The following is a 16,656-nucleotide window of genomic DNA, read 5'->3' on the forward strand; positions in this document are numbered from 1 at the left end:
GATCTGTAAATGCTGGGGTCATGCTTAATAACTGCTGAAATGCTTATCCTATATACATTTTCGCAGTTTTTGACCCCTTTTTTTTATATCTTTGTGAGAAATCCGGGTTTTGCCAAGGAAGCCACCCAAACAGTGCTGAGTAAAAATTAAAATTATATCTACTATGCATCAAATTATGTATGAGTAGTAAGTGCTGAGTGGGAAGATTGATAAATACTACTTCTTACTTATTACTTCTTACTCAGCACTCTTTAACTACTTCCAGAAAAGCTAGTTGTTCCAGAGGACACTGTTAGTCTTAATATCGTTCGGTCAATACTAACAGCAAGTTTAAATTTGTCAATAACTAACATCTTACGATTTACGCATTTGTCTACTATGAACTATTTACTTAGCTCAAGTAAATATATACATTACCCTCTAGTTACCTTGCTTGGTGTATTTGCCGTTTCTACAAACAGTGCCTCCTTGGACGAACAACAATATCACTAACTCCAAAAACCTTAATTGTTTAATGCAACATGGGTGTAGCAATTCTTGGGACAAATCCGCGAACAAGCTTCACAACCAATACAGTTTTCTGGATTACTAACTGCCATTACTTTACGTTCAATTTCTTCATCATCTTCGTCTTCTACAAATTCCCCTTCTTCGTTGAGTGCCTTCAAACCTAGTACATTGTACCCGCATACTTTAATACATCTGCCACAGCCGATACATTTATCTTTGTCAATTTCTTGAGCAAATTTCGGTGTCCATGTTTTACCACCAAAAGTCAAACCTGTTAGTTGTGCCATGAATAAATCCTCAGCAATTTTGCCTTACAAACTGTTTCTACTTTAATCATTATATTATCCTAATATTTTCTCTTTTTGATATTCAATAATTAATTTTTTGTCATCAAAATTCGATGACTTTAAACTAGAATTTCCATCATTTGTGAATTGAGATTTTATAGATGAAATTTATTGCTAACAATTATCATCCATTAAGGGTACACAACTGTACGCCACTACTAAAGGAAACTGATAAATAGCTAGTATTTATAATCAATAGAACTCAACGTGATGATATTATTTTTCAAATATTTTGATTTTTAAGCGCATAAATATATACAAAAAGTATCTGTATATACCAAAAATAATGTTTATTAATAACATTACTATATGTGCAATATGTATTTTTGAAAGCAACAATTTACGATTTAGTTTCTATTTAAAAATCTAGATAAATGCTGACAAATAAAATATTATTGTTTGTACCTGAGTTCACTCAATGAAACAGAGTTAATTGTAAAAGAAGTGTAATTTTTGTGGCAGAATCCAATCAGGTATTAAATATTAAAATTATTAATAAATCAAATCGCAGGAAATTGTCATAAAGTTAAATGTTGGCTCAAAATACTTTGGGTAAGTTTTCACGGTTAAAGCTGAAATGTTCAGTCAGTACATATTTAAATAAATGTTAAGAATTTTTCCTAAGCTCATTACGAACAACTTAATTATTTAATTTATGAAATGTATATTTAATAAAGAAGTAATATTAGGCTCGGTTTCAAAGCTTTAAATAGCTTTCAAGTTGGATGCAAAGTCAAGCATATGGATGTGGGGAGTTAGTGAAAGTAGAATGCATCCAAGTTACATATTCTCTGGTTAAGTTTGTCATTAGTCATTGATTGTTAGTCATTGGTCGTAAATGACAACCAGATAAAGTGAATATGTGTCTTAGCTGAGGGTGAGAAAAGATTATTCTCTCCAGAAAGATAATGTGGTAGCGAGTGATGAATAAACAGGACTCATCCAGGGGAGACCTGAGCCAGACATCTCAACGATTAGAGTGGGAAGAGAGCCAGATGCCTTATACAATTCCTAACAAAAGTTGCGTTGGATGTGATAATTGCCGCCCCCAATGTCCTACGGGTGCAATCAAAATAGAAGATAATGAATATTGGATCGATCCTTGTCTTTGTAACAATTGTGAGGGTTATTATCCAGAGCCACAATGTGTAATTGCTTGCCCAACTAATTCTCCCATTCCTTGGCAGGCGAAAAAGGGGAGATGCAAAGTTGAGCCGAGAGATGCTACCAGTTTAGACTTGTTTTCTAACGGAAAGAATAATCCATTTGCTTCAGCGATCGCTATTTGGGAAGCTTGCAATGTACTGGCGCAGCGCACATCCTTAAATTGGGAAACCGACGAAGAAGGTTACTTATGTTATAAGAGACAAGTCAACCAAGGTAAAGGAGCGATCGCTTTTCACATCCAAGATCCATTTAAGGTAAACGATAAGGCAACAGATTTAACTGCAATTGAGGGATTGGATATTAGAGCCGCTTGCATACATCTCATTTTTGCGGCTTACGCCACAGCTTTAGATCGGCCTTGGGAACAAGAATTTGCGATCGATGAGCGCCAAATCGAAAAATATTTGGGGATGGAGAAACGCAAAGACTTAAACAAAGCTGCCAAGCTAGCTTTAATGAAAAATCTTGTCCAGCAAGCTTGCTCGTTGATTATCTCCATCAACTGGCCCCAACAAGGCCGAGTTAACGGATTTTCTGTCACACAAACCCGTTTATGGCACTTAGTGGACATTCAGCAACACTTTCAAGAAGACGCTCTCGGATGCAAGTATCTGATTGGGCTAACTTTTAAAGTCAAAGCCGGTATTTGGGCGCAATATTTCTTAAACAAACAAGCATGTAAAGAGCGAACCGCCTTCTATCAATATGGCAGTCTTCCCAAAACCCTGCTAACCACAGTTATGAGTATTTGGCAGCAACATGAAGGAGCAGTCCGACTCATGTTGTGGTTATTGTTCAAAACCAAAATGGGCAAAGAACAACGCATCACTGTTCCTACTTTGCTGCGTATTGCTTACGGTGAAGAAAAAGTCGGCGTTGCATCAAGACAACGCGAAGAACGCAAACGCCTACTACGAACTTTTGAAAGCGATTTGGAAATTCTCAATCATTATGGAATGAAACCAATCTTCGATCCAGTTACCTACCCACCAGAAATTCAACCTTTGTGGGCCAAGTTAATGGATATTCCCGAGGATCCAGATGAAGCATTAGAATTTTGGACTAATGACGGCGGTGCCGAAACTCGCCTCACAGATACAGGCCCTCGTGGTAAGTGGAATCTGCTAATGAATGCGCGGATTTTGGCTTTTGAACTACCCCCAGAATGGGAACAACAAATCTCAGAATCACACAAAAAGCAGCGGCGAACTGTTAAAAATAAAAGAAAGTCTGTAACCACAGGCGATTTGCTGGGCGAACAAATTTTGGAAGCGCGAAAAAATTTGAACCTTTCCCAAAGAGAATTAGCCAAGCTTACAGGTAAAAGCCAAAGCTGGATTCGAGATATTGAAAATGGTCGTTTAAAAGCCAAATTAGAAGACCAAGCACTATTGCGAAAAGTCTTGAATATGGTTTAAGAAGAATTCAGAACTCAGGAGTCAGAATTCAGAATGAGTTACAACCAAAACTCTTGTAGAGACGTAAAATTTTACGTCTCTAAATCAACAATTCGTACTTTGTAAGATAGTAGCGAGTCTAAATCTCACACTAATTGCATTCTGAATTCTGAATTCTGTTTATGCACTATAAGTCATTACCTTACTAGAAGTCAGCCAAGCATTAGCTACAGTATACTTAGTAATCACTGACTCTTGTGCAGCATTGCATGAACTTTTAAGTTTTTGAGTCTTGGTTGTATCTTTGATAAGTTTCGCCTGGTAAACGTAGAGAGAACCAGAAGTATTTTCAAAACTTAGCTCGCCTAGAATCGTATTATTGTCTAAACTTTGTTCTAAGATTTTGCCTGCAACTTTGTAGTTAAACCAATCCCATCCTTCACTGAGGATTAGTTTTTTTTCCAAACTTTGAAGTGCGGGAGGCAAAATTCCCCAACCTCGATAAACTTTATTCAAGCATTGAATATCGCCAGTACGAGTCAAAATCGATTTGAATGAATCTAGATCGACATTGCCGTAATATCTTCCATCTGGCAAGTCTATAATTGTTGGCGCAAATCGATGTCCACCAAAATGCGATGATTTCCAAATCCGCACATTGTCTAAATCCAAATTTGAAATAGTCGCTGTAGCATGAAAATAAAAGGGATTTCCGTATCTCGCACAGCACTTATCATGGCTACCGTGGGTACATACTAAAATATCTCTAGTTGCACTAGCTTCAACTTCAGAATTGGAGCCGATACCCCATAACCATTTTTGCACCACTGGTGCTACCTGATCAATATTAGGTAGTATAAATTCTTGTTTATGATATCCATTATTCAACCCCTCTTTCTTTTGATAAATCAAAAGTGTAGTTTGGTTGACTTTATGTGATAAATCATTAGCAATTAAGAGGAATCTAATCGGTAGTTTAGCACGTTTGACTTCCTCTATTAAAATCCTCAAATTCTCAGCCACCCATTTAGAATTAAAAGCTTCTGATGTCCAAGGCGGAGGGCACTCAACTAAAATATAAGTTTGGTAATTGGTGGCGCTACCAATAATATCTTCCCCTGCTTGCCGTGAATAATCAGAACAAAAAAAGGTATTCATCTAACTATACTCATTAATGTATTTTATGGACAAAATGTGTTGGTCACTACAGTTGTGTTCTTCGCTACAATATCCTTGATTCAAGGAAATAAAAAAGAACAATACGCATTTCCCAGTTACAACTAGGTAGCCACTTCATAACATCATCGTTGATTAATATGGTGGCAATTAATCAATTCTCCACAATAGAGATAAACAGTGTCAAGAGACATTTTTCCGTAGCAGCAGCATTAATTTTGTATTTAGTTTTATTGTTATTTGGTATTTCATAAATTTTCCCTTACTGAAACTGGGCTTTTGTAAACTTAATTTTTTCTAGCAAAATCAAATATTTTTATGTATCTATCTAGGTATACATATTGCAAATTATTCTCAATATTTGTAGAAAAATAAAAGTAATTAGCCTTGGATTAGTCAGCCGACTGGGAGCGATACATTCGCTAGCCTTGCCCAACCTAAGATATCACCCGCTTTTTCTATTTCAAAGCGAGCAAAACCCTTACCCCACAAGAACATTCCTAGATTTAGCAATGCCAAATAGTTAATTGAGCTGTAAATGCTCTAGTAACCTGCACTACATCCGCGATATGTTAACGATTGACACTAGTGACTGGTTATTTAGCAGCATCACTAATATCAGCATTAACAAACCTAGTATTTACCCTGTTACCCGATTTAGTTTCCTGAAAATCACATGAGGATTTGATTTTAGGTATATGCCTTGACTGTAACTGAAGTCAATAATAAATGCAAGTACTTGACAATTATTATATTTTCTTTACAGTTTTTTGTCTCCAAGAGCTTGGTTAAATTAGTGTAAATAGGCATTTCATCGTAGGAGGTGTTACTAGAACCTTTTTAGATAATAGATAATTTTTCTCAATTGTGACAACTGTCTTGAGGGCGCATAATTGTCCCTAGCAACTTTAACTAATGACTAATTCCAAGATTTGTAGCTATGGCGATCGCATACTTCTACTTTCATGCAGAATTGAATCATTTTTTACCACGGCATCAAAAACAAGTAAAAATTTCCCATTCTTTTGAGGAGACAGCCTCGATTAAGGACACCATCGAGTCGTTGGGCGTTCCTCATCCAGAAGTTGATTTTATAAAAGTTAATGATGAATATGTAGATTTTTCTTACATCGTTGCGGATGGAGATATTGTCAACGTTTATCCAATTTCTAGTAGGAGTGATATTATACCAAGTGTTTATTTGTTACCAGAACCACTGAGTAATATTCGTTTTGTTTTAGATATTCATTTAGGTAAACTAGCAACATCTCTAAGACTTTTAGGCTTTGATACTTTATACCGCAATGATTACGAGGATGAGGAATTAGCAAAGATATCTTACAACCAAACACGGATTCTCTTAACTCGTGATAAGGGATTATTAATGCGTAGTTTGGTCAGGTATGGGTATTATGTGAGAAATACTAACCCCGAAAAACAAATCTTGGAAGTATTGCAGCGCTTCGACTTATTTAAATTAGTTTCGCCATTTAAAAGGTGTTTGCGCTGCAATGGATTATTAGAATCTGTAGATAAGCAATCGATTATTGAACAAATACCAGAAAATGTCCGATCGCAGGTTGAGGAATTCCAGCGCTGCCAAAGTTGCGATCGCATTTATTGGAAAGGTTCACATTATGAACGATTGCAGCAGTTTATTGATGGAGTACTTGACTCAAAAACAGATGAGTAAGTCAGTAATTTTCATAATTCCAATGAGATACCACTTGCACCTGGAATATTGGCAGTAGCTCCAACATCTTTTGTAGTTCCCTGTTGGCGATTAAAATCATCACTAATGGGATCTTCCTCGATATCTTTGCTAATTTCTTCTGGTTCAAGGGGAGTCGCCTCCTTACCTTCTTCTAGATTGAGAGAGCGAGGAGGTTCTTTAGCCTCAGAGAAATCGATGAGCGGTTTTGATTGTTCGGAAGTCATGAGTTGTTAATTTATACAGCTTTCTTTAGTGTTGAATTTACTTTGAGTGCAAACATCTTTCTTGAGAAAGAAACTGTATGTACTAATGATGTTAAAAGGAGTACAAAAAAGCATGACAATTTTAGCTCTCGATTTTGGCGGAACGAAATTAGCAGCTGCATTAGTAAACATCGGTTCGAGAAAGTGGTTACGTTATGAACGCCGCCTGTCACCAGAGAATGCAAATGCGAACACTGATTTAGAAATAATGCGATCGCTGATTTACTCTTTACTACAAGATACAAAACCAAGTGCGATCGGTGTTAGCTTTGGCGGCCCTGTAGATGCTTCCACGGGAACGGTGCGACTATCTCATCATGTCGCTGGCTGGGAAAATATTCCCCTCAAAAACCTATTGGAAGACGAGTTTGGTGTAAGTGTTGGTGTCGATAACGATGCTAACGTTGCTGCTTTAGGGGAACATCGCTTTGGTGCGGGACAGGGTTACGATAGCTTGTTTTATATAACTGTCAGCACCGGCGTGGGTGGTGGTTGGATACTCAACGGCCAGCCTTGGCGGGGTGTAGGTGGAATGGCTGGTGAAATTGGACACGTGGTTGTAGATCCTGCTGGGCCGATATGTTTGTGTGGGAAGCGGGGATGTGTGGAACGTTTGGCTTCGGGGCCTTATATGGCGCAAAACGCTAGGGAAGTTTTGAAAACCCGCAAAGGTGGGGAAATTTTGAGAGGTTTGGTAGACAATAATTTAGAGCTACTTACAGGACAGCTGTTAAGTGAAGCGGCGGCTGCTGGAGATGATGTGGCTAAAGAAATTCTGCACAAGGCTGCTTGGGCGCTGGGTGTGGGTATTGGGAATGTGGCGAATTTGATGAATCCGCAGCGCTTTATATTGGGGGGTGGCGTGACGAAGGCGGGGGAGGATTTTTGGCGGGTGGTGCGACAGGTAGCGCGGGAGACGGCTTTACCGGAAGTTGATTTTGAAGTTGTATCCGCGGCGTTGGGTGATGATGCACCGTTGTGGGGGGCTGTGGCTTTAGCAGAAATGGGGATGGCTTAAAAAGTTAAGAATGTGGTTTAAGTAAGTCAGTGTTGAAAATTGTCGTTATGACAAGGCAGAAGGCAGGCGGCAGGATAGCGCAGCGTAAAGCCTGCGGCATGGCTTCTCTAGGAGACGCTGCGCGTAGCTTGCTTCCCCGTAGGGGTACGCTTAGAGCGAGTCCGCGAGCGTCGGCAGGAGGAAAAAGCTTTTCAAGCAACTTTACTTTTCGTTATATATTTTGGTTTTTTTACACCATGTTACTTAAATTGAAAAATTACTAATCGTTTAACCTGACTATTATTGTTGAATTCCCTGGCGAAATTCTCTAAGCGCTTCCAAGGGAGACGACAACAACAGACAACGATTGAGGCAGGATAAATCTAATTCTGGTTGTTCACTCTCCCAGTTAGCAGTTACTTATTTATATCTTAAGTCAAAACCAAATTATCCCGATGAATCACAGTTTCCGCGCCAGCGTAGCCTAAAATTGTGGAAATTTCTCGTGAATGATATCCGCGAATTTTTTGCAATTCATTGCTGTTATAATTCACAAGCCCTCTGGCAATTTCTTGACCATTAGTGTCACACAATTGCACTGCATCTTGTGTGTCAAACTCTCCTTCTACTGATTTAATTCCAGCTGCTAATAATGATTTTCCAGCTAAAGAAATGGCAGCGATCGCACCTTCATCTAAATACAATTTTCCCGCAGGTACAAGTCCGTAAGCTATCCAACGTTTACGCGCAGAAGTTGGTTCCGGTTGCGGTTCAAAATGCGTTCCAATCAATTCACCTTGGAGAATTTTTTGTATATTATGAGGAAATCGTCCTTGGGTAATTACAGTCCGCACTCCAGCCGCGATCGCAATTCTGGCAGCTGAAATTTTTGTCACCATACCGCCGGTACCCCATTGAGAACCTTGGGAACCTGTTTGTATTTGTAATTGAACTAGTTCTTGAATGCTACCAACTAAAGCGATGGGTCGCGCATCTGGTACGGAACGCGGATCGGCTGAGTAGAGGCGATCGACATCGGTAAGTAAAAATAACCAATCGGCTTCTACTAAACTTGCAACCAAGGCTGAAAGTGTATCGTTGTCGCCAAATTTTAGCTCCTCTACTGCTACGGTATCATTTTCATTTACTACGGGAATCACTCCCAATGCCAATAATTCTTGAAAAGTATTGTAAACGTTGAGATAGCGGCTACGCTGTACTAAGTCGCTGCGAGTTAATAATACTTGAGCGATCGGCTGCTGTAATGTATTAAATAAATCATCATAAACACGTATTAATCGCCCTTGACCAACTGCTGCTACAGCTTGTTTAAGAGCGATCGCTTTGGGACGTTCAGTTAAGCCTAACCGCGCACAACCCACCCCAACAGCACCAGAAGAAACCAAAATTACCCGATGTCCCTGGCGTTTTAAATGACACAGTGTCTCCGCCAAAGTGGCGATGGTAGAAAGTGCTAATTGTCCCGTTTCTGGTTGGGTGAGGCTGGAAGTACCGATTTTGACAACAATCGTTAGTGGCATCAAAAAGTTAGGAGTTATTGAATTTTACATTTTAGATTTTAGATTTTAGATTTTTTCTTCGTCCAAAATCCAAAAACTAAAAAAAAATATCTGCATCTAATATCTAATACGTAATACCTAATTTCCAATGCCCTATGCCCTATGCCCCATACTTCTCTACGAGAGGCTGCGCCAACGGCTGCGCTCAGTACAAGTGCCCCATACCCAATTTGTAAAGCGCCAGGAGTTCTATAAGTGAACGCTGACGCTTTACGAGTTTATATTTATTTAGTATGCGCTAGAGTCTTATTTAGCTGACTCCATGTTATTAATACTTATGATCCCCGATTTTTGGATTCTAGTAAGATTCCTTAATCATTTCTTTAGATTTATTTTCCTGACGATTTCTTAAGTTTTGTGAATTTTACTTTTCTTGGGGGTAATAGACGCTCCGAGTATTTCAGATACCCAAACTTCAAAGTTTCGGACAGGATGAGAGCGCAGAGCGGCGTCTGGATGAATAATCGGTTCAACTAAAATGGTAAACATTCCTAAGCGATTACCTGCTAAAACATCAGTAAACAAGCGATCGCCTACCATCGCGACTTGATGCACTGGTAAATTCATTGCTTGCAGTGCTGCTCTAATTTTACGTCGGGAAGGCTTAGCTGCACCCAAATAGTAAGGTAAATTAAGCGATCGCGCAATTCCACCAATTCGGGCTTCACTCAAGTTATTGCTCACTAAGCACAATGCAGTACAAGCACGGATTTCCTCTACCCAGGTTTCTAGTTCTGGGGAAGCTGCCCCCACTCTAAAGGGTACTAAAGTTTCATCCACATCCAACACCAGCCCCTTGAGTCCGTACTGTTGGATAATGTCCGGTGTTAGGTTTAACACAGAACCTTCTAAAATTAAGTCAGGCTGTAAAAGATTGTTCCAGGTCATAGTCAACAGGCAAATGTAAATAGCTCCAGACAAAAGAGCATAACCTAATAAAGTTTAGTTAGTCGAACTCCATCCTGGAATATCCCCACGAACACTTTGAGATAAAATCCCTAAAATTTTATCTATCTCTTTGATGTAATAATTATTCAAATCAATAAATATCTCGTTTGCTTCTAACTTCAAAAACTTCCAAATCTCTCCTGTTGTTACCGCACCAAAAATTTTTTTAATTTCATTTCCTTCCTGTTGATTAAACAATTGTGCTGCCAACATTGCTGCTGCACATTGACCTAATCCACCTTTAATATTTTCATTTTTTGCTTCAATAATAATTACCACAGGCGCATTAATTGTTAGTTGTTCTTTAGAACGACTGATAATAAAATCACAATAACCATTCAGACCTTTCTCTGCATCTACATTAAAATCTGTTCCAGAAAATAAACTAATTGGATAATTAGCCCTACGTCTTACCTCCAATAAAATTGGTGTAATAATCATTTCTGAACGAGCTTTTTCAGTATTAATTGCTAAAGCCAATTCTGTGGTTTCTTCTAAGGTATTTGTGAGTTTATCGCTTGGCTGTAGGGGTTCTATATTGCCACACAAATCAGTTTCTTCATCAATGCTGATGCTGAATGACTTTTTAAATTTACTTAATGTAAAATCGCTATAAGCCATTTTCAGCACCTCATAGCAATTTGGTATTTTAGATTGGCCAATGTCCTATTTTACAGCTAGACGGTGATATGATAAATCACACAACAAGGGCAGAAAAATATTTCTTTCCTAGTCATCACTCAACAGTTAACTCTAATTTCAAGACAGCTTTAACGTTCGATTTTACTCTACTTCATTAAAAAGATGTTCTTCTAGGAGCGGTTGTACTTGACGAAACTCCTCTGGAGAAAGTAATTCAGGTTCGCCTGTTTTTGATATTCGTGCAAAAAACAATAGGGGATCTAGAGGTGTATAGATTGCATATTCCTGATGTTCATCATAGAAGCTAGCCAATAGCTGTAATTGCTCTGGTTCTAAATCTGCTTCTTCGTCTTCGATTTCTAAAGTGAAGAGTTCTGATTCTTCAACTGGTGGTAAATCACCTGCAACTGTCAGAGCATAAGCTGTATTCTTCAGTGTCAAGTTTTGCTCGGATAATACAGCTTGAGCGGTGCCAAAAATTTGCTCAATAATGGCGTCATCTTCTACAAGAACTGCTTCTTCTTCCTCATCTTCACCTTGCCAAGAAAAAATTTCTACAGGTGAGTCTACAGGAAGAAGTAAAACGTATTCTTGCCCATCTACCTCTAGGGTATGCTCTATGTAACATTCGAGCGATCGCCCTTTTTCATCAGTCAAAGTGATGGAACCGGCATGAGCGTTATCATTTTCTTCAGGAAATTCAGAGGAAAACATGGTCAAAATTTATAACTTTAATAAATACCAGCAACTTTGGAAATCGTTCAGCTATCAAATAGCTTTACACGTAAATTCAAATGCTGGGTAATAGTTTTCAGAATATCATGTTAAAAGGTATCAATACTCAATAGCCCCCACTCAAATGTGGGAATTAGCACGCTTCATATCCAGCCATTGTTGCAAAATCAAACAGGCTGCCTTGCGGTCAATTAAACCTTTATGGCGTGATGGAGAGCGATTCTCAGCTATTAGCAGTTGTTCTGCTTGAAATGAAGTCAATCGTTCATCTACGTATTCCACAGGCAAATTCAGCGCTTTGGCAAGTCTTTTAGCAAACTTTTGGACTTGATGCGCTTGAAATCCTAGCGAGCCATCCATTGAATAAGGTAAACCGATAACCAGGACTTGCACCTGGCGTTGATTAATTATTTGCCGGATTTGCTCGACATCTTGCTCAAAAGATGTACGTTCGATTGTAGCGATCCCCGCGGCAATTAAACCCGTGCGATCGCATCCTGCCACACCAATGCGCTTGCGACCGTAATCTAATCCCAAAGCTGAAATAAACGGTTTTGCTTGCTCTTGGGGTATCACACTACTTCTCCTGCTGTGCATCTGGCGATTCGGGAATCGGTGATGCTTCCATGCTAGTGTTTTTTACCGAAAAATTAATCGGTTCTGATTTGCTTGGCTGTGGTTTATCTGACGATGGTGACTTTGGTGGTTGTACCCACGACATGCCGCCTGGTATGGGTTTGCGAGCCGGTTGTAGACCTTGTAGCATATCAGTCCACTGAATTCCTTCTAAGGAGACGAATTTTGACTCCCGTAGCTTATGCCACACAGAGCGAGACATAATTAGCGTATGCTCTATACGTTTTGCTCCAATTCGCTCTAAATATTCTTCTCGCTCTGCCTGATAATCTGAGGAAGCTAATTGTAAGCCTTGCTGAGGAAAATCTTGGGCAATCCGAGCTAGTTGAGATAGTAATTCTGGATACAGCCAGGTGTAAGCCGGGTGAACCGTCAGCGTAGCAACGTGGGGGACTTCACCCTTGCGATCAAGTTGCACCTGAAAATAGCCGATGGCAGCTTTGCGTTGCGGTTCAAACACGTAACCACTGACTACTTCTGTTTTGGTTACCCATTGCTTGACGGCATCCATTAAAACACCGAACAAACTGGTTTTAAAGTCGCGGGTATTGCGGTCAAAAACTTGACGCACCAAAGGTGGCATCGATGCCGTATCTAACTGATATAACAACTGAGCATCAGCATTGCTCACTGGCAAAAGGTTGGGCAAATCTGGCTCTGCTTGCGCCAATTCAACCAGTAATTCCGGCTCGATTTCCCAATATGTCATTTCTGCCAGACGCTGAAATCCATTTTGTCGATACAGTGCCAGCGCTTCTATGTCATTGATGTTAACTTCCAGTAGCCAAGTGCGAGCTTCCAAAATCGATTCAAAGCAATGACGCAAAAGCTGCGAGCCAATTCCTTGTTTATCGCCACTAGGTTCTAGTAGCACTCGATCGATCCGCCAAGTACTGCGTGTGCGGTTAAAAGGTGACACTTGAATCATTCCTAGAAGCATCCGCCCTTGCTCTGCTACATAAGCACAGAGGCGATACTGTAGCGGGTTAGGGAACCAACTCAAAAATTTGAGTAATCCATACCAGCGACGTAACCACTGCATCTGGCTGATGGCAAAATTGGCTCCCTTGGGAGTAAGGGCTGCGAATGACTCTTGAGTTATGCGTTCAACTCCGTCCAGATCGCGGTATTGGAGTGGTCGGATGACAACGCTGAGATTTCGGGGAAGTAATGAAGTCATTTTAATTCGAGCCGCCATTTAGCCTTAACTAACTGCTCTTTGCCGTAACTGCTGCAATCATCTTAACTACTTTCTCCTCTTGACTATTGCGCCAAAAGGGTGATTTTAGTAACTTAATACTTAAAAAAGCAGAAAAAGCAGACTTTGTGAGAATGCCATTGGCATTAACTCGACAACATCTGCCTTTATTTTATTTGAATTTTGATTAAAGTATGTGTATATTTATAAGCCTTGTCGAGAAACTAGCTTTTCAAAGTGGGCTTGGGTTTGATGGAGTAGTTGCTGGCGGCTATCGAAGAGTGTTTGCTTCAAGGGTGGAACAAGATTACGAGCTTGCAAAGTCATGTGTAGTTGTAGGTTAGCAACATATTCACTGAAATCTTGATTCATTTCATCTGCGATCGCATCCGTTAAGAAATTGGATTCCATTGCCACTGTGTTCTCCTGTGTTAATCCTTTGCTGTCTCTGGACATCATCAAAAATTATCACGTTGTGTGGCCTAACTTCTTAGTTTGCAATGAACTTTAACGCTTCTTTAGAGATAGCCATCTCTACGACGGGCTACGCCAACGCCAACCCATCAAAATCTTAAACCAATCCCACCTTGCACAGAAATAGCTGTACCACCACTATCACGGTAAGCATCAAAAGCGATGATGGCGTTACCAAAAAGCACAGTATTGCTATTCGGAATCATATAATCAATTCCCGGCTGTAAAGCAAAACTAATTTTATCACCCACAGGAGAGGAATCACCAGCAAACACCAATCCTGCACCCAAATAAGCATCAGCTTGCCAATTCAAAGGCACATCATAAGAAACCGTTGGTACAACTGCCGTGCCATTACCAATTAAAACTTGGGCACGCAGAGAAATTGGTGCTTCCAAAAGCTTGTAACGCCCAGCTATCACCCCCCCAATTTGCACGCCATCAGTAATACCAATAGCCGGGCCGATACCAATATAACTGCCATACGCTACTTGAGCCTGTGCTGGTTTACCACTCATCGCTAAACTCAAGACCAAGCCAGCCCCCAAAACAGAAAGCGAATATGGAACATATTTCATAGCCCAATTCCTCACACCAATGTGTCATTTGTCGTTTGTCATTGGGTATGGTGTATTGGGCATTAGCTTAGGAAAACTCTTCCCCAGTCCCTAGTCCCCAGTCCCCAGTCCCCAGTCCCTATTCCATTTTACGGGCAACGAGGATGAATGCCACCTTGTGTACAAATATACGCTAGCTGCTTGGGATCTAAATTTTTGGCTTGAGAAAAATCAACACCTTGGACTACGGCGGATACTGAGCCTAAGTCTGGAGTTTGGACAAATTGATCGGCTGGATCTTGTTTGCTAGGAGCGAGAATTGTTCCTTGGAAATTTGCTCCTGCTACATTCGCTCCCCGTAAATCTGCAAGACTGAGGTCAGCATTTTGCAAGTTAGCGTTTTCCATCTGAGCAGAACGCAAAACAGCCCCAGTTAGACGAGTGGCGCTCAGGTTGGCATTGCTGAGATTCGCCCGATCCAAATACGCCCCTGATAAATCTGCTCCTTCCCAATCGGTGTTAGTTAAATTGGCAAAGGATAATTGTGTTCCTATGGCACTGACGCGGCCTAAACGCGCAGCGTACAAATTCGCTTCGTTCAACTTAGCGTCACCTAAATCTGCTCCAGTTAAGCTGGCTTGTTCCAAGACTGCATTTCGCAGATCGGCTCCCACTAATTGGGTGCTGTTGAGCTTAGCCTCATATAAACGGGCGTTGGATAAATTGGCTCTGTTAAGGGTAGCGCGGCTCAAATCGGTACGGTTCATCATCACCCGGCTGAGGTTGGCATCAGTCAGATTAGCTTGCTGCAACTGAGCTTGACTTAAGTCAGCCATCACATCATCGAAGGTATCCCAGCGCCCATCCTCACCCATACCCCGAAAGCGGGCGGCCTTAAGATTGGCTTGGTTCAAATTTGCAGATTTTAATTTAACTCCTGACAAATCAATACCATCTAGTACCAAGTTGAATAAGGAACTACCTGGAGTACCGCTTTGACCTAATTGGATGCGACTCAGGTCAACACCCTCGATTTTTCCACTGTAAACAGACAGAATTTTATTGATTGTCCGTTGATTTCTTTGTAGCCTTCCTTGGCGGAGTTCTCGTTCTGGGGTTGCACCGCTGCTCAAAGACTCTAGTTCGCTCACCAGAAACTGATTCTTATTTTTTAATTCGGGGATGGCTTTGGGGCCGACACTTGTCAAAGCTTGTTGAATCGTATCCACGAGGCTGGGGTTGGTTTCCTTCACCAAGAGATCCGCCAGAAATTGAATCGATTGTGGGTCTTTGAGACCACCCAATGCCAAAATTGCACTTTGACGTTGTTCAGTGGTAGCCCCAGAGTCGGGACTTAATTGTTTGACAAGTTCCAGGAACTGTTGCCCGTTGATTTGCTTGGTTGCTCGCTGGGATTGTTGAACTTGGATATAAACTTGAGTTCCTATTAAAGTTGCCAACACAGCAGTCATGCTCGTTAGCCCTACCCCAAACAAAGTCAGATTGGGATTTTGCTGTATCCGCCGCCATAGACGAGGTGTCTTAGTTGGTGCAGCGGCGGCTAATTCTTCATTTCCCTCTTGCCATTCTTGTGCTGGTTGGTCGCTATCCCCAACAGACTGAGCTTGTCTGTTAGCTAAGAGTGAAGAAGGGCGAGTCGCATCTATACTGTAAGTACCTGCGAGTCGATCGTGCAGAGCGCGACGCCCTCCCCGCCGGGACGGTAAAGCTATTCCTTCACCGAGCACCATTAACACAGCCAAAAAAGTGAATAATCCTAAATTCGGAAAAGCAAAGCTATAACGCCACAACAGATAAGCGATAGAAACAGGTACAGTCCAACGACCGACTCCTTCTCTAATGGCAACTGCTCCTAAACCAGGGGGCGCTCCTTGCTCGTTGACAACCCGTATTCCTAACCAACGTTTGGGAATTGTGCTACCAGTCTTAGCCAGTAAATACAATTGCCACCAGGAAAGAGTTACAGGCGCTAATAAAGCTATTGTCCACAAAAAATTAGTGGGCCAGGCTACGTTACGGATACCATAACTAACAGGCAGAGCCAATGGTCTAGCGATCGCTCTTTCCGTTGTTACCAACACAGGATTGAGCGGCACTCGATTCAAATCGCTTCTCGAATCGACATAGACACCAATGCCAAAGGGAATCAACCCACTGGTAACCACTAGTGTGATTTCAGCAGCCCAAGCAGCAAAACGCCTGCTGGCTAACATTAGCGAATTGGCTCTTTCCGGTTCTTGTGACTGCCCAGATTGATTACTTCTCCTCACAGTTGGTGTTGTCATTGCATAATT

General features: G+C 40.9%; 15 protein-coding genes. 3 read left to right on the forward strand and 12 right to left on the reverse strand.

Going from position 1 to position 16,656, the window contains the following annotated elements; translation table 11 throughout:
- Positions 1–503: 503 nt before the first annotated feature.
- Complete coding sequence (fdxB, locus tag H6H03_RS12300; protein WP_190955390.1) at positions 504–797, reverse strand: ferredoxin III, nif-specific; 294 nt, start codon at positions 795–797, stop codon at positions 504–506.
- A gap of 1,055 nt (positions 798–1,852) precedes the next feature.
- Here fdxB and H6H03_RS12305 point away from each other — a divergent pair.
- Complete coding sequence (locus tag H6H03_RS12305) at positions 1,853–3,442, forward strand: helix-turn-helix domain-containing protein (protein ID WP_190955391.1); 1,590 nt, start codon at positions 1,853–1,855, stop codon at positions 3,440–3,442.
- Positions 3,443–3,601: 159 nt separating this feature from the next.
- On the opposite strand, the gene H6H03_RS12310 is transcribed toward H6H03_RS12305, so the two are convergent.
- Positions 3,602–4,579 (reverse strand): sucrase ferredoxin, encoded by a 978-nt coding sequence (locus H6H03_RS12310; protein WP_190955392.1) that lies wholly within the window; start codon positions 4,577–4,579, stop codon positions 3,602–3,604.
- A gap of 958 nt (positions 4,580–5,537) precedes the next feature.
- On the opposite strand from H6H03_RS12310, the gene H6H03_RS12315 reads away from it, so the two are divergent.
- Positions 5,538–6,290 (forward strand): Mut7-C RNAse domain-containing protein, encoded by a 753-nt coding sequence (locus tag H6H03_RS12315; RefSeq protein WP_190955393.1) that lies wholly within the window; start codon positions 5,538–5,540, stop codon positions 6,288–6,290.
- A gap of 11 nt (positions 6,291–6,301) precedes the next feature.
- Here the strand turns inward: H6H03_RS12315 and H6H03_RS12320 are convergent, their stop codons facing one another.
- The gene (locus H6H03_RS12320; RefSeq protein WP_190955394.1) at positions 6,302–6,535 is read right to left on the reverse strand and encodes a hypothetical protein; all 234 of its coding nucleotides are present in this window, start codon (positions 6,533–6,535) and stop codon (positions 6,302–6,304) included.
- Between the two features lie 112 nt (positions 6,536–6,647).
- On the opposite strand from H6H03_RS12320, the gene H6H03_RS12325 reads away from it, so the two are divergent.
- Complete coding sequence (locus H6H03_RS12325) at positions 6,648–7,592, forward strand: ROK family protein (RefSeq protein ID WP_190955395.1); 945 nt, start codon at positions 6,648–6,650, stop codon at positions 7,590–7,592.
- Between the two features lie 410 nt (positions 7,593–8,002).
- On the opposite strand, the gene proB is transcribed toward H6H03_RS12325, so the two are convergent.
- The 9 genes from proB to H6H03_RS12370 form a co-directional block, all read right to left on the reverse strand.
- Positions 8,003–9,112, reverse strand: a complete 1,110-nt coding sequence (gene proB / locus H6H03_RS12330; protein WP_190955396.1) for a glutamate 5-kinase — start codon at positions 9,110–9,112, stop codon at positions 8,003–8,005.
- Positions 9,113–9,499: 387 nt separating this feature from the next.
- Entirely contained in the window at positions 9,500–10,039 is a 540-nt protein-coding gene (locus tag H6H03_RS12335) for a YqeG family HAD IIIA-type phosphatase (protein WP_190955397.1), read from the reverse strand.
- A gap of 54 nt (positions 10,040–10,093) precedes the next feature.
- Positions 10,094–10,720, reverse strand: coding sequence for a hypothetical protein (locus H6H03_RS12340; protein WP_190955398.1), 627 nt, complete (start codon positions 10,718–10,720; stop codon positions 10,094–10,096).
- A 162-nt stretch (positions 10,721–10,882) separates the two neighbouring features.
- Positions 10,883–11,455 (reverse strand): DUF3727 domain-containing protein, encoded by a 573-nt coding sequence (locus H6H03_RS12345; RefSeq protein ID WP_190955399.1) that lies wholly within the window; start codon positions 11,453–11,455, stop codon positions 10,883–10,885.
- Positions 11,456–11,596: 141 nt separating this feature from the next.
- Complete coding sequence (gene ruvX / locus H6H03_RS12350) at positions 11,597–12,052, reverse strand: Holliday junction resolvase RuvX (protein WP_390842217.1); 456 nt, start codon at positions 12,050–12,052, stop codon at positions 11,597–11,599.
- Position 12,053: 1 nt separating this feature from the next.
- Entirely contained in the window at positions 12,054–13,310 is a 1,257-nt protein-coding gene (locus H6H03_RS12355; RefSeq protein WP_190955401.1) for a GNAT family N-acetyltransferase, read from the reverse strand.
- A 204-nt stretch (positions 13,311–13,514) separates the two neighbouring features.
- The gene (locus H6H03_RS12360; RefSeq protein ID WP_096534681.1) at positions 13,515–13,721 is read right to left on the reverse strand and encodes a hypothetical protein; all 207 of its coding nucleotides are present in this window, start codon (positions 13,719–13,721) and stop codon (positions 13,515–13,517) included.
- Between the two features lie 152 nt (positions 13,722–13,873).
- Entirely contained in the window at positions 13,874–14,362 is a 489-nt protein-coding gene (locus H6H03_RS12365) for a hypothetical protein (RefSeq protein ID WP_190955402.1), read from the reverse strand.
- 128 nt (positions 14,363–14,490) lie between these two features.
- Positions 14,491–16,647 (reverse strand): pentapeptide repeat-containing protein, encoded by a 2,157-nt coding sequence (locus H6H03_RS12370; protein WP_190955403.1) that lies wholly within the window; start codon positions 16,645–16,647, stop codon positions 14,491–14,493.
- Positions 16,648–16,656 lie beyond the last annotated feature (9 nt).

It is taken from the genome of Nostoc paludosum FACHB-159, from assembly GCF_014698835.1.
Taxonomy (GTDB): Bacteria; Cyanobacteriota; Cyanobacteriia; order Cyanobacteriales; family Nostocaceae; genus Nostoc; species Nostoc paludosum.

Coding starts and splice junctions, on each gene's coding strand:
- proB (WP_190955396.1), bottom strand. CDS start 9,112: ATGCCACTAACGATTGTTGTCAAAATCGGTACTTCCAGCCTCACCCAA.
- fdxB (WP_190955390.1), bottom strand. CDS start 797: ATGGCACAACTAACAGGTTTGACTTTTGGTGGTAAAACATGGACACCG.
- H6H03_RS12340 (WP_190955398.1), bottom strand. CDS start 10,720: ATGGCTTATAGCGATTTTACATTAAGTAAATTTAAAAAGTCATTCAGC.
- H6H03_RS12370 (WP_190955403.1), bottom strand. CDS start 16,647: ATGACAACACCAACTGTGAGGAGAAGTAATCAATCTGGGCAGTCACAA.
- H6H03_RS12355 (WP_190955401.1), bottom strand. CDS start 13,310: ATGGCGGCTCGAATTAAAATGACTTCATTACTTCCCCGAAATCTCAGC.
- H6H03_RS12360 (WP_096534681.1), bottom strand. CDS start 13,721: ATGGAATCCAATTTCTTAACGGATGCGATCGCAGATGAAATGAATCAA.
- H6H03_RS12335 (WP_190955397.1), bottom strand. CDS start 10,039: ATGACCTGGAACAATCTTTTACAGCCTGACTTAATTTTAGAAGGTTCT.
- H6H03_RS12320 (WP_190955394.1), bottom strand. CDS start 6,535: ATGACTTCCGAACAATCAAAACCGCTCATCGATTTCTCTGAGGCTAAA.
- H6H03_RS12315 (WP_190955393.1), top strand. CDS start 5,538: ATGGCGATCGCATACTTCTACTTTCATGCAGAATTGAATCATTTTTTA.
- H6H03_RS12365 (WP_190955402.1), bottom strand. CDS start 14,362: ATGAAATATGTTCCATATTCGCTTTCTGTTTTGGGGGCTGGCTTGGTC.
- H6H03_RS12305 (WP_190955391.1), top strand. CDS start 1,853: ATGCCTTATACAATTCCTAACAAAAGTTGCGTTGGATGTGATAATTGC.
- H6H03_RS12345 (WP_190955399.1), bottom strand. CDS start 11,455: ATGTTTTCCTCTGAATTTCCTGAAGAAAATGATAACGCTCATGCCGGT.
- H6H03_RS12325 (WP_190955395.1), top strand. CDS start 6,648: ATGACAATTTTAGCTCTCGATTTTGGCGGAACGAAATTAGCAGCTGCA.
- H6H03_RS12310 (WP_190955392.1), bottom strand. CDS start 4,579: ATGAATACCTTTTTTTGTTCTGATTATTCACGGCAAGCAGGGGAAGAT.